This is a genomic window from Stenotrophomonas sp. Steno-Z2 (genome assembly GCF_056393235.1).
Genome location: NZ_JBWJOY010000001.1, coordinates 87,324 through 100,619 on the forward strand (window position 1 = coordinate 87,324; position 13,296 = coordinate 100,619).

General features: G+C 70.9%; 10 protein-coding genes. 4 read left to right on the top strand and 6 right to left on the bottom strand.

Annotated features, from left to right (window positions below):
* Positions 1 to 30: 30 nt before the first annotated feature.
* Positions 31 to 1,764, bottom strand: a complete 1,734-nt coding sequence (locus tag AC06FP_RS00385) for a 3-hydroxybutyrate oligomer hydrolase family protein (protein ID WP_478074078.1) — start codon at positions 1,762 to 1,764, stop codon at positions 31 to 33.
* A gap of 213 nt (positions 1,765 to 1,977) precedes the next feature.
* Here AC06FP_RS00385 and AC06FP_RS00390 point away from each other — a divergent pair, with 213 nt between their 5' ends.
* Together AC06FP_RS00390 and AC06FP_RS00395 are read left to right on the top strand one after the other, a co-directional pair.
* Positions 1,978 to 2,775: a 3-hydroxybutyrate dehydrogenase gene (locus tag AC06FP_RS00390; RefSeq protein WP_456116825.1), complete on the top strand. Its 798-nt coding sequence runs from the start codon at positions 1,978 to 1,980 to the stop codon at positions 2,773 to 2,775.
* A gap of 119 nt (positions 2,776 to 2,894) precedes the next feature.
* Positions 2,895 to 3,557: a response regulator transcription factor gene (locus tag AC06FP_RS00395; protein ID WP_456116826.1), complete on the top strand. Its 663-nt coding sequence runs from the start codon at positions 2,895 to 2,897 to the stop codon at positions 3,555 to 3,557.
* Between the two features lie 10 nt (positions 3,558 to 3,567).
* Here AC06FP_RS00395 and AC06FP_RS00400 read toward each other — a convergent pair whose 3' ends face one another.
* From AC06FP_RS00400 to AC06FP_RS00410, 3 genes are read right to left on the bottom strand one after another with little or no spacing between them, the layout of a single operon-like run.
* Positions 3,568 to 3,990, bottom strand: coding sequence for a DUF6691 family protein (locus AC06FP_RS00400; RefSeq protein WP_478074079.1), 423 nt, complete (start codon positions 3,988 to 3,990; stop codon positions 3,568 to 3,570).
* On the bottom strand, positions 3,987 to 4,400 hold the full coding sequence (locus AC06FP_RS00405; RefSeq protein WP_456116828.1) for a YeeE/YedE family protein: 414 nt from the start codon (positions 4,398 to 4,400) through the stop codon (positions 3,987 to 3,989). Before AC06FP_RS00405 ends, AC06FP_RS00400 begins: the two co-directional genes overlap by 4 nt.
* Positions 4,397 to 5,284 (bottom strand): MBL fold metallo-hydrolase, encoded by an 888-nt coding sequence (locus AC06FP_RS00410; protein ID WP_478074080.1) that lies wholly within the window; start codon positions 5,282 to 5,284, stop codon positions 4,397 to 4,399. The genes AC06FP_RS00405 and AC06FP_RS00410 overlap by 4 nt, the downstream gene beginning before the upstream one ends.
* Positions 5,285 to 5,365: 81 nt before the next feature.
* Between AC06FP_RS00410 and AC06FP_RS00415 the strand changes: the two genes are divergently transcribed.
* A complete protein-coding gene (locus AC06FP_RS00415) occupies positions 5,366 to 5,764 on the top strand; it encodes an ArsR/SmtB family transcription factor (protein ID WP_478074081.1) in 399 nt (132 codons plus the stop codon).
* Here AC06FP_RS00415 and AC06FP_RS00420 read toward each other — a convergent pair.
* Together AC06FP_RS00420 and AC06FP_RS00425 are read right to left on the bottom strand one after the other, a co-directional pair.
* Entirely contained in the window at positions 5,712 to 9,071 is a 3,360-nt protein-coding gene (locus AC06FP_RS00420; RefSeq protein ID WP_478074082.1) for a PAS-domain containing protein, read from the bottom strand. The genes AC06FP_RS00415 and AC06FP_RS00420 overlap by 53 nt on opposite strands.
* 282 nt (positions 9,072 to 9,353) lie before the next feature.
* Complete coding sequence (locus tag AC06FP_RS00425) at positions 9,354 to 11,591, bottom strand: TonB-dependent receptor (protein ID WP_478074083.1); 2,238 nt, start codon at positions 11,589 to 11,591, stop codon at positions 9,354 to 9,356.
* Positions 11,592 to 11,754: 163 nt separating this feature from the next.
* Between AC06FP_RS00425 and AC06FP_RS00430 the strand changes: the two genes are divergently transcribed.
* Complete coding sequence (locus tag AC06FP_RS00430) at positions 11,755 to 13,161, top strand: GntP family permease (protein WP_478074084.1); 1,407 nt, start codon at positions 11,755 to 11,757, stop codon at positions 13,159 to 13,161.
* The last annotated feature ends 135 nt before the right edge of the window (positions 13,162 to 13,296 follow it).

Genomic DNA, 13,296 nt, shown 5'->3' on the forward strand with positions numbered 1-13,296 from the left:
CGCACCGAAGTGCGCTCTGCGGTCATCCGCTCATTGCGGAATGGCGAGATCCGCGGCGGTCAGCGGCCTGCCCGCGCGCGGCGTGGTCTCGATCACCGCGTCGGCCGGCAGCGGCGCGCCCTTGTCCAGCCGCGCCTGCACGCGGTCCAGCGCGGCATACACGTAGGGCAGCAGCGGCAGGTAGCGCGCGCCGTAATCCGGCAGGCCGAGAAAACCGTCGAAGTGCTGCACATGCCGCACCTGCCAGTAGTTCACCTCGCGCCCGGCCGCCTTGGCCGCGGCCACGTACGGCGCGCTGCTGAACGCCGGCGGGATCAGGCCGTCATCGGTGCCATGCACCACCATCACCGGCAGGCCCTTGCGCGGCAGCCCGGCGCGGGTGGCCTGGATGCCGGCCTGCACACGGCGCGCGTCCTCGCCCTGCCCGTCCCACAGGCCGCGCAGGCACTTCAGGCCGGCGTAGGTCAGGTCCGGCAACTGCACCTTGCGGTCGAGCAGGCCGACACCGGCGCCCGGCGGAATGCCGCTGCCGTCGGCGATCCAGGCCGCGCGCTCGGCGGCGGTGACCGCGCGCGGGGAGAAGTCCGGGTTCTGCGCAGCGAAAGCAAAGCCGCAGGGATGCTCGCCCACGCCGTAGCGGCCGTAGGCCGAGGCATAGGTGGCGGCGACCGCGCGCCACAGGTCGAAGCCGGTGGACAGCGCGCCGGCGCGCAGCGCCGCGTCGGTCCAGCCCCTGCTCAACATCAATTCATAGGCCGCCCTGGCCTGCGCCGCCGGCGTCGCCCCGCCGATGACGCCTTCAGCCGCCAGCGTGGCGCAGCGCACGGTGGCGCCGGCCTGCAGCGCGGCGGTGAGCGGCGGCTGCGGCAGGTTGGCCATGTGCAGCTGCGCGCACGGCATCAGCAGCGCCGCCTCGGTGGCGTAGTCGTACAGCGCGCGCGCGCCGGGACCGTCGGACAGCACGCTGGGTTCGCCGGCAACCACCGCATCCAGCCAGTCGCCTTCCAGTTCGGCCGCGCGCAGCACCGCGCCGCCACCGTTGGAGATGCCCACCGCGATGACGCGGGTGTTGGCGAAGGTGAAGGGCGCGGCCTGCGGGAAGGCCTGGTCCAGCGCCAGCAGCGCGAACTCGGCGGCCTGCTTCACGTGGCGGCCCCAGTCGGCTTCCGGGTTGTCCTTGGAGTGGGCGTGCTTGAACGCCACGCCGGAGGCGTTGACCGGCGCATCCGGCACGAAGGCCAGGTCGGCGGCCTCGCCCAGCGCGCCGACCATGCCGTTGGCGCGCACGCCCCTCTGCGCATCCAGGTCGAAGTAGTCGCTGCCCGCGCCCTTGTCGGTGTAGACCACCGCGCAGCCCTTGGGCAGGCCCCAGGCCGCCGCCACCGACACCGCGCCATAGATGCCGCGCGAACCGGAGGCCGGCGCCACCAGCACGCAGCGCCTGCCGGTGTCGAAATGGTCCGGCACCTGCGCCAGCACGCGGTGCGGCTGCTTCGCGCCGGGCAGGCGCGCATAGGCCGAGTACTCGCGGCCCGGCACCGCCTCCAGCGTGCCGAACAGCTCGCCATAGCCGCCGCCCGGCGCGAGATCGGCGATGCCGCGCCAGCTGCCCCACAGCGCGCGCCGGCGCAGTTCTTCCACGGTGGGCGCACTGGCGTCGGCGAACGCCGGCGGCGCCATGCTGCGCAGCCCGGCCAGGCCGAGGCCAGCGGTCAACAGGTCGTCGTCGCCGCGGTGTTCGCTGCGCAGTTCGTTGCTGAACATGGAAGACTCCACGGACTTGGACACGGGGCCGCTGGCGCACGACGCCAGGCCGAGTCCGACGATGAGGCCGCAGGCGGCGCGCAGGACGGAAATGGTCATGGCGCAACACTAGCAGAGCGCCCTGCCCGGCCCATCGTACTTTCGTACCACGCGGCGCTTACGTTCCGGCTGCTACGTTCTGCAGCCTTCCCCACCTCGTTTTCCGGAGTTTCCATGGACCGTTTCCTGCAGGGCCGCACCGCGCTGGTGACCGGCAGCACCTCGGGGATTGGACTGGCCATCGCCCAGGCGCTGGCCGCGGCCGGTGCCCGCGTGGCGATCAACGGCCTGGGCACGGCCGGACAGATCGACGCCGCGCTCGCCAGCGTCGCCGCGGCCGGCGGGCAGGCGCGCCATTTCGGCGCCGACCTGCGCAACCCGGCCGAGATCGAGGCGATGATGGCCGCGGTGCAGGACTGGGGCGCGCTCGACGTGCTGGTCAACTGCGCCGGCATCCAGCACGCCGCGCCGCTGGCAGAGCAGCCCGCGCAGAAGTGGGACGACATCATCGCCATCAACCTCAGCGCCGCGTTCCACACCATGCAGCAGGCGCTGCCGGGCATGGCCGCGCGCGGCTACGGCCGGGTGGTCAACATCGCCTCGGTGCACGGCCTGGTGGCGTCGAAGAACAAGGCGCCCTACGTGGCCAGCAAGTTCGGCATCGTCGGCCTGAGCAAGGTGGCGGCGCTGGAATACGCGGCCGCCGGCAACCGCGACAGCGGCGGCGTCACCGTCAACTGCGTGTGCCCGGGCTGGGTGGAAACGCCGCTGATCGAGCCGCAGATCCAGGCGCACCGCAACGGCGGCAGCCGCGACGACGGCGTGCGCGCCCTGCTGGAGGAAAAGCAGCCCAGCCTGCGCATGTCGCTGCCGGAGGACATCGCCGCGATGGTGGTGTGGCTGTGCCGCCGCGAGGCGCACAACCTCACCGGCGCGGCGATGCCGATGGACGGCGCCTGGACCGCGCAGTGAGCACCTAGGAGCGCACCTGGGGCGCGAAGGGCCTTCCCGGCTGCCCATCGCGCACCGCGGGGTGCGCGCCTGCCGGACATTCGCCGACAATGCAGGTCTCCGTTCCAGCCGACATGCCCATGCCCAGCCTGCTGATCGCCGACGACCACCCGCTGTTCCGCGCCGCGCTGCGCCAGGCCGCGGGCGAGGCGGTGGCCGACCTGCAGGTGCGCGAGGCCGAATCGCTGGAAGGCGTGCTGGCCGCGCTCGATGCCGCGCCGCAGACCGACCTGATCCTGCTCGACCTGCACATGCCCGGCAACCACGGGCTGGCCGGGCTGGCGGCGATCCGCGCCCAGCACCCGGGCGTGGCGGTGATCGTGGTGTCGGCCAACGACGACCCGCGCGTGGTGCGGCGCGCGCTCGACCATGGCGCCGCCGGCTACCTGCCTAAGAGTTCGGGATTGAACGAACTGCGCGAAGCGATCCGCAGCGTGATGGCCTGCGAACAATGGCTGCCGGCCTCGCTGCGCGCGGCGGTGGCGCGCGCGCAGTCCTCCAGCCACGACAGCGAACTGGCCGCGCGCCTGGCCAGCCTGTCGCCGCAGCAGTTCCGCGTGCTGGCGCTGGTCGCCGAGGGCCTGCTCAACAAGCAGATCGCCGACCGCCTGGACGTGCAGGAACGCACGGTCAAGGCGCACCTGTCGGCGATCTTCGAGCGCCTGGGCGTGCGCAACCGCACCCAGGCCAGCGTGGTGCTGCGCGAGCTGGAACTGAGCGACCCGGCCAGGCAGGTCGTGTAGGAATCGTGGCTCAGCGTCCGCGCAACAGGCGGTGCAGCGCCATGCCCGCCAGCATCGCCGGCACGAACCACAGCGCTTCGGGCGACAGCACGCCCAGGCCCACCAGCGCCGGCCCCGGGCAATAACCCGCCAGCCCCCAGCCGACGCCGAACACGCCCGCGCCGGCCAGCAGGCGCGCATCGACGCCACGCGGCTCCGGGATCCGGAAGCGCTCTGCCAGCAGCGGCGCCGGACGACGCAGCACGAAGCGGAACAGCAGCATGGTGGTGCCCACCGCGCCGCCCACCACGAACAGCAGGGTCGGGTCGAACGCGCCGGCCACGTCCAGGAAGCCGAGGATGCGCTGCGGGTCGGTCATGCCCGACACCGCCAGCCCCAGGCCGAACAGCGCACCGGCCAGCAACGCCGCCAGCACGGTCCGGAGGCCGCTCATGCCACGTGCCTCACGAGGTAAGTGGTGGCGATCGCGGTCGCCATGAAGGCCAGCACCGCCGCCAGCGAGCGCAGCGACAACCGCCCCAGCCCGCACACGCCATGGCCGCTGGTGCAGCCGTTGCCCATGCGCGTGCCGAAGCCGACCAGCAGCCCCGCGGCCACCAGCAGTGCCGGCGGAAAGCCCTGCCGCGGCGCATGCGCGCCCGGCACCCACCACAGCCATGCCGCGCCGGCCACGACCAGGCCCAGCAGGAAGGCCAGCCGCCACGCCACTTCGCCGCGCTGCGGCAGCAGCACGCCGCCGACGATGCCGCTGATGCCGGCGATGCGTCCGTTCAACCACAGCAGCAGGGTCGCCGCCAGGCCGATCAGCACGCCGCCAGCCAGCGCGACAGGCCAGGTGCTCATCGCGTGCCCCCCATCTGGTCCAGCGGCAGGCGGAAATAGCGGATGCCGTTGGCGTCCGGTTCCGGCAGGCGCCCGCCGCGGATGTTGACCTGCAGCGCCGGCAGGATTAGCCGCGGCACCGGCAGGGTCGCGTCGCGCTGCTGGCGCGTCCGCACGAAGCCCGCCTCGTCGATGCCCACCAGGTGCGGGTTGCCTGCCTTCTGCTCGTCGATGCGGGTCTGCGGCAGCGCGTCGCGGCGGCCGCCCGGATAGTCGTGGCACAGGAACAGGCGCGTATCTTCCGGCAGCGCGAGGATCTTCTGGATCGACGCATACAACCGGTGCGCATCGCCGCCGGGGAAATCGGCACGCGCGGTGCCGGTATCGGTGGCGAACAGGGTGTCGCCGATGAAGGCCGCATCGCCGATCACATAGGTCAGGCTGTCGTCGGTATGGCCGGGCGTGGCGATCACCCGCGCCTCCAGCGTACCGATGCTGAAGCGGTCGCCATCGACGAACAGGCGGTCGAACTGGCGGCCATCGGCGATGAAGTCCTCGCCCAGCCCGAACAGGGCCTTGAAGCGCTCCTGCACCTGGACGATGCCGCGGCCGATCGCCACCGGCGCATGCAGGATGTCGGCCAGGTAGCCGGCCGCGCTGAGATGGTCGGCATGCGCGTGGGTTTCCAGTATCCACGCCACTTTCAGCTCCCGCTCGCGCACGAAGGCCAGCAGCGCATCGGCCGAGGCGGTGCCGATGCGCGCGCCGGCCGGCTCGTAGTCCAGCACCGGGTCGATGATCGCCGCCGAGCCGGCCAGTTCGTCGTACACGACATAGCTGAAGGTGCCGGTGTCCTTGTCGAAGAAGGCTTCGACCAGAGGGGAATGTCGTGGAGTCGGATGCATGGGCGCCACCGCTTTGTAATTTAGATTTTTCTAAATTAAACTCTCTTCCCCGGAACCACAAGCCCCAACCTCGACGCACGCATGAACACGCCCGACCTGGATATCGCGCAGATGCAGGCCCATGCCGAACAGGCCGCGCAGCTGCTCAAGGCCATCGCCCACCCGGCGCGGCTGCGCGTGCTCTGCCAGCTGGTGGAAGGCGAGGCCTCGGTAGGCGAACTGCAGGCCAGCGCCGGACTGTCGATGTCGGCGCTGTCCCAGCACCTGGCGGTGATGCGCGACGCCGGGCTGGTCGCCACCCGGCGCGAGGCGCAGACCATCTTCTACGCGCTCGCCGACAGCCCCGCGCTGGGAGTGATGCAGGCGCTGCACGAGGCGTATTGCGGCAAGCAGAAGCGCAGGCGCTCGGCGCAGGCGGGAAACGCGGCTACGACGTTGGCGCCTGGGCGACCGCGCGTGCGGCCAGCAGCCGGTCCATGATCGACTTCAGCGCCAGCGGCCGCACCGGCTTGTGCAGCAGGGTCAGCCCCTGCTCCAGCACCTCGCGGCGCGTGGCCAGGCTGTCGTCGGCGCTGAGGATCAGGGTGGGCCGCGTACCGAAGCGTTCGCCCAGCCGCGCCTGCAGCGCGGTGCCGGTGTCGCCGTCGTCCAGGTTGTAGTCGAACAGCCACAGCGCCGCCGGTGCGGCCTGCATCGCCGCCACCGCGCCGGCTTCGGCCGAGGCTTCGGCCACGTCATAGCCCCAGCCGCGCAGCAGCGCCGCCAGCCCGGCCAGCGCCGCCGGATCGTTGTCCACGACCAGTACCCGGATCTGCTCGCCTGCTTGCGCCGTTCCGTGCTGCGCTGGCACGGCGGTGGCACTGGCGCGCGGCGTCGGCGCCATGCCTGCCGCCACCGAAAACACGGTGCCCCGGCCCAGCTCGCTGCGCAGCCGCAAGGGCGCCTCAAGCAGGCCGGCGATGCGGTCGGCGATCGCCAGGCCCAGGCCCAGCCCCTGCCCGCCGCTGTCCTCGCCGCGCCGGAATTCCTCGAAGATGCGGCGCTGCTCGCCCCGGGCGATGCCCGGCCCGGTGTCGTGCACCTCGATGCGCAGCCGTCCACCGTCGCGGCGCACGCCCAGCAGCACGCCGCCGTGCGCGGTGTAGCGCACCGCGTTGGCCAGGAAGTTCTGCAGCACGCGCCGCAGCAGTTGCGGGTCGCTGTTCACCCAGGCGCGGGTCGGCACGTAGCGGAATGCCAGCCCGCGCGCCGCGGCCAGCGCGCGGAACTCGGAAGCCAGCGGATCGAGCACCTCGGCCAGCGGCATGTCGCGCGGCTGCGGCACCAGCCCGCCGGCTTCCAGCCGCGACATGTCGAACAGCCCGGTCAGCAGCTGCGTGGTCGAATCCAGCGCGCCGCGGATCTGCACCACCGCCTGCCGCTGCGACGCTTCCTCCACCTGCTGCGCCAGCGTGTCGGTGAACAGGTGCGCGGCGTGCAGCGGCTGCAGCAGGTCGTGGCCGATGGCGGCCAGGAAGCGGCTCTTGGCGTCGTTGGCGCGCTCGGCCTCGCGCTTGGCCGATTCCAGCAGCGCGGTGCGCTCGCCCACGCGCTGCTCCAGCGTCTCGTTGCTGCGCATCAGCTCCTGCTCGGTGCGGCGGAACTCGGTGACGTCGGTGAAGGTGGCGACGAAGCCGCCGCCGGGCATCGGGTTGCCGCGGATCTCGACGATGCGGCCATCCGGGAACACCCGCTCGGTCAGGTGCGCGGTGCCGGCGCGCATGAACGCCAGGCGCCGGTCCACCGCGCGTTCGTCGCTGCCGCGCTGTGGCATCGCGCGCAGCGCCCAGCGGGTCAGGTCCATGATCGGCCGGCCGACCTGCAGCAGTTCCTCGGGAAAACCAAACAGCTGCGCGTAGGGCCGGTTCCAGGCCACCAGCCGCTGCTCGCGGTCGATCACGCTGATGCCCTGGCTCATGTTCTGCAGCGCGGCCTGCAGCACCTGCTGGTTGAAACGCAGGTCCTGCGAGGCCTCGCTGACGATGGCCGCGACCGTGGCCAGTTCGCCGCTCTCGCGGCGCGCGGCATCCAGCAGCAGCCGCGCCGACGCCGCGCCCAGCACCGCTGACAGCTCGCGTTCCACGCCAGCCTCGGTCGCCGCCGGTACCGGCCCCTGCCGCGGCGCATCGGCCAGCAGGCGCTGCACCTTCTCGTAGGGCAGAAAGCGGCGGCCGGCATCGCGCAGCGCGTCGGCGTCCAGGTTGCGCCGCGCGCGGTCGGGCGTATCGCGCCGCCACGCCATCGCCAGCAGCGTCACCGCGGTGCCGACGAACAGGCTGGCGCCCACCGCGCGCCCCAGAGGGCTCCAGCCGGTCAGGCCGAACAACGCTTCCGGCGCCAGCCAGCGCCAGCCCAGCGGCCCCTGCGCCAGCCAGGCCGGCACCCGGCCGCCGCTTTCCAGCAGCGTCGGCAGCAGCAGTACCCAGGCCCAGGTGGCGAAACCGGCCAGCACGCCGGCGATGGCTGCGCGCGGCGGCGTCTGCGGCCGCCAGATCGCAAAGCCCAGCACCGGCACCAGCGTGGCCATCGCCGAGAACGAGATCGCGCCGATGTCGGCCAGCACGTTGCCGCCGCCGATCGAGCGGCTGTAGGCCCAGGCCAGCAACATGATCACGCAGATGCCGGCGCGGCGCAGCCACACCAGCTCGCGGCGGTGGTCGCCGCCGGCGCGCGCCCAGGTGCTGCGCAGCAGGCCCGGCGCGAACCAGTGGTTGCCGATCATCAGGCTCAGAGTCAGAGTGCTGACCACCACCATGCCGGTGGCCGCGCTCAACCCGCCGAGGAAGGCGAACAGCGCCACCCCGGTGTGCCCGGCCGAGAACGGCAGGGCCAGCGTGTACATGTCGCTGGGCACGCTGCTGCCCAGCAGCGCGCCGCCGGCGCGCGCCAGCGGCAGGATCGGCAGCGCGATCAGCAGCAGGTACAGCGGGAACAGCCAGCGCGAGGTACGGATGTCGGCCGGGTCGCGGCACTCGACCACGCCGACGTGGAACTGGTGCGGCAGCAGGAACATCGCCAGCGCGCCGAGCAGCACCAGCGGCACGAAGCCACCGGCCGGCGCATCCGCCGCGGGCGCCGGGGGCGGCACCGCCACCCCGTCCAGCCCGAACCAGACGAAGGCGCCCAGCGCCAGCATCGCGCCGAGCTTGAACAGCGACTCGGCGGCCATCGCCAGCACCAGCCCGCGGTTGTGCTCTGACACGTCGGCGCGGCGCGCGCCGAACAGCATCGCGAACAGCGCCATCGCCAGCGCCACGTACAGCGCGCTGTCGCGCCACGGCGCGGCGTCCTGCACGGCGTCGGCCGAACGCAGGGTGAGCATGCCGAAGCTCATCGCCACCGCCTTGAGCTGCAGCGCGATATAGGGGATCAGGCCGAGCGCGGCGATCAGCGTCACCGTCGCCGCCAGCCACGCATCGCGCCCCAGCCGCGCGGCGATCAGGTCGGCCAGCGAGGTGGCGTTGGTCTCGCGCGCCAGCCGCACCAGCCGCACCATCATGCCGATGGCCAGCGCGTAGAACAGGATCGCGCCGACGAAGGTCGGCGGCAGCGGCCAGCCATAGCGCGCGGCCTGGGTCACCGTGCCGTAGAACGTCCACGAGGTGCAGTGCACCGCCAGCGACAGCGCATAGACATGGCGCCAGTGCCGCGCGAACGCGGTCGGCCGGCGCTCGCCGTACAGCGCGACGCCGAACATCAGCACCAGCCACGCCACCCCGGCCAGCGCCACCGTCACCAGACTCAACATGCGTATGCGTTCCCCGTGTGCATGGCGGGCAGGATACGGCGCGCGGCCGGCGGGAAGGAACCGCGGCGCGCCGCCTCCCGTAGGAGCGGCTTCAGCCGCGATGGAGCCTTCCCGATGAATCACCGCGCGCCGGGAAAGCTGTCTCCAGCAATTCCTGGAAAGCCCCGTCGCGGCTGAAGCCGCTCCTACGGGGATCGTGCGAGAGATGACACGCGGACGACGCCATGAAAAACCCTCCCTGCTGGCGCAGGGAGGGTTGGGTTCCACGAACCTGGCGTGGGCTCAGAAGTTGTAGCGCAGCGACACGTACCAGTTGCGCGGCAGGCCGTAGTAGGCGGTCTGGATGTTGCCCACGCTGGCGAACTCCTGGCCTTCGGTCTTGTATTCCTTGTCGGTCAGGTTGCGCACGCCGGCGCGCACCTGCCAGGCCATCTGCGGCGAATCCCACACGCCGTAGACACCGAGCAGGGTGTAGGCGTCCTGGCTCAGCACGTCGCGGTTGTCCACGCTCAGCCAGGTCTTGCCGCGGTAGGAGACGTCGCCACCGAAGGTCAGGCTGCCGCTGTCGCCCAGCGCGAACACGTGCTGCAGCGCCACGCGCGCGGTCCAGTCCGGCGAGAACGGCACGTGGTCGTGGCTCACGTTCGGGTCGAAGCCCGGGTAGGACGGATCCAGGCGGAAGTCCTCGAAGCGGTCGTACTTGGCATCCATCCAGCCGATCTGCGCGCTCAGCGTGGTGGCCTCGCCCAGCAGCGCGCTGCCTTCCAGCTCGATGCCCTTGATGTTGAGCTTGGCCGCGTTGAGCACCGGGAAGGTGCCCACGTCCTGCGATACGCGCGCCTGGAAATCGCTGTAGTTGCTGTAGAACGCCGCCGCGCTGCCGCGGAAGCGGCGGTCGGCCGAGCTGCCCTTCAGCCCCAGCTCGTAGGTCCACACGTATTCCGGATCGAACTTGGCGTGCTGGGTGTCGTAGACGGTGTTGGCGCGACCGTTGAAGCCGCCGGACTTGAAGCCGCGGTTGGCCGACACGTAGCCCATCAGGTTGTCGCCGAAGGCCTTCTGCAGGCTGATCGACGGCGTCACCGCGGTCCACGAGGCATTGGCGGCGAAGGCCACGGTTTCGTTCGCCGCGGAGAACGGCGCGCCCCAGAACGTGCTGGTGGAACGGTCGTAGTCCTTCTTGTCCCTGGTCCAGCGCACGCCGGCGGCCACGGTCCAGCTCGGCACGAACTCCCAGTTGACGTGGGCGAAGGCGGCGTTGGACGTGGTGGTCAGGTCGTCGTCGATGGTACGCAGGAACGGCACCTTCGCGCCCAGGAACGAGAACAGGTCGTCGGCATAGGCCTCCTGGTACGAGGGCACGTTCTCCTTCATGTAGTACGCGCCGAAGGTGGCGTGCAGGTTGGAGCCGTTGTCGTAGTGCAGCTGGAATTCCTGGCTGGTCTGGTCCTGGTTCAGCGCGACCAGCACGTCGCCCAGCTCGTACTCGGAGGCGTCGATGTCGATGAAGGACCTGGTCTTGAGTTTGCGGTAGGAGCTGATGCTCTTCAGCGTCCACTGCGCGTTGATGTCCCAGTCCATCGCCAGCGAAGCGCCGGAGTGCTTCAGGTACTGGCCCTGGCCGTCCTGGAACGAGGTGCGGGCGCGGCGGTTCCATTCGCCGGTCTGCCCGGGCTGCAGCACGATCACGCCGGCCGGCGCCAGGCTGGTCTGGCGCAGGTCGGCCATCGGCCGGCCCATGGTCAGCGCGGCGTCCTGCTTGGTGGTGTCCACGCTCAGGGTGGCGCGGAAATTGTCGGTCGGGTTCAGCGCCAGCTTGAAGCGCAGCGCCTCGGTGTCGTCGTCGTTGTAGCGCCTGCCGGTGTCGGCGTCCTTCACGTAGCCGTCGTTGGTGATCTTGGCGCCGGCGATGCTGGCCGCGACGGTGTCGCTGAGCTTGCCCGACACGTAGAAGCGGCCTTCCAGGCGACCGTAGTCGCCGGCGGTGACTTCCACTGCGCCGCCCTCGTTGTCGAACGGGTTCTTGGTGGTCAGCTTGATCGCGCCGCCGGTGGAGTTCTTGCCGTACAGCGTGCCCTGCGGGCCGCGCAGCACTTCCAGCTGCTGGATGTCGAACAACGAGAACAGCGCGCCGTTGATGCGCGAGTAGTAGACATCGTCCACGTACATGCCCACGCCCGGGTCGAAGGTCTGCAGCGCGTCCGGCTGGCCGATGCCGCGGATGAACACGTTGACGCTGTTGGCCGAGCCACGGCCCTGGGCGATGTTCATGTTCGGCACCGCGCCCTGCAGGCCTTCCACGGTGGACGCCTGCAGGTCCTTGATCTGCTCCTCGCCGAAGGCCGACACCGCCACCGGCACGTCCTGGATGGACTCGGTGCGGCGGCGCGCGGTCACGGTGACTTCGTCCAGCTGGGTGGCCTGCGGCTGGCCGGCCGGCTGCTGTTCCTGGGCCTGCACGAATGCGGCCGGGGCCAGCAGGGCACAGCCCACGGCCATGCTCAGATACTTGCGCTTCATTGGTCTCCCTCCTCCCGGGTATGACACGGCGGCACACGGATGCCGCCCATGCTGCGCACGTTAGCCGGGCGCCCGGAGCCGGAGCATCGTCCGTTCGTACAGTGGGCCGGCCAGCCGCGGCTCCGGATACTCGCCGGCATCGTGTCTGGCCGCGGAGCCGTGGATGTCGTTTCTGATCGTACTGGCGGCGCTGTGCTTCCTGATGTTCGTGGCCTACCGCGGCTACAGCGTGATCCTGTTCGCGCCGGTGGCGGCGCTGGGCGCGGTGCTGCTGACCGACCCGACGCTGGTGCAGCCGATGTTCACCGGCCTGTTCATGGACAAGATGGTCGGCTTCCTGAAGCTGTATTTCCCGGTATTCGTGCTGGGCGCGGTGTTCGGCAAGCTGATCGAAATCTCCGGCTTCTCCAAGTCGATCGTCACCGCCACCATCCGCCTGGTCGGCGCGCAGCGCGCGATGCTGTCCATCGTGCTGGTCTGCGCCCTGCTCACCTACGGCGGCGTGTCGCTGTTCGTTGTGGTGTTCGCGGTCTACCCGTTCGCCGCCGAGCTGTTCCGCCAGAGCAACATCCCCAAGCGGCTGATCCCCGGCACCATCGCGCTGGGCGCCTTCACCTTCACCATGGACGCGCTGCCGGGAACGCCGCAGATCCAGAACATCATCCCGGCCTCGTTCTTCGGCACCACCGGCTGGGCCGCACCGTGGCTGGGCGTGATCGGCACCGTGGTGATTCTGATCCTGGGCATGAGCTACCTGGAGTGGCGTCGCCGTGTCGCCATCGCCAGGGGCGAGGGCTATTCCGGCGCCCACGAGGAACTGCGCAACGAACCCGAACCCTTCCAGGGCGACCGCCTCGCCCATCCGCTGGTCGCGGTGCTGCCGCTGGTGCTGGTGGGCGTGGCCAATTTCCTGTTCACCCGCTGGATTCCGGGGTTCTACGGCGAAAGCCAGTCGTTCGTGCCGGCGGTGATCGGCAACCCGGCGCCGGTGGTGCAGGAAGTCTCCAAGGTCGCCGCCATCTGGGCGGTACAGGGCGCGCTGCTGCTGGGCATCCTCAGCGTCATCGCCTTCGCCTGGAAGCCGGTGTTGGCCGCGTTCGCCGAAGGCACGAAATCGGCGATCGGCGGCGCCATGCTGGCCTCGATGAACACCGCTTCCGAATACGGCTTCGGCGCGGTGATCGCCGCGCTGCCCGGCTTCCTGGTGGTGGCCAACGCGCTGGGCTCGATCCCCAATCCGCTGGTCAACGAAGCCATTTCCGTCACCGCCATGGCCGGCATCACCGGCTCGGCCTCGGGCGGCATGAGCATCGCGCTGGCGGCGATGGCCGACAGCTTCATCGCCAACGCGCAGGCCGCCGGCATCCCGATGGAGGTGCTGCACCGCGTGGCGGCAATGGCCTCCGGCGGCATGGACACGCTGCCACACAACGGCGCGGTCATCACCGTGCTGGCCGTCACCGGCCTGACCCACCGCCAGTCCTACAAGGACATCTTCGCCATCACCGTCATCAAGACCCTGGCGGTATTCGCGATCATCGGCGTGTACTACGCCACCGGCGTGGTCTGAGGCGCGGGCCGGCATCGTGTCCCGTCGCGACTAGGGACGCGGCATGCCCGGCATCCGGCTCGAAGCCAGCTGACAACCGGCGGTACCGGAACGCAACGCCCGGCGCCCTGGGCGCCTCGGCGGTGGCGGATGCCA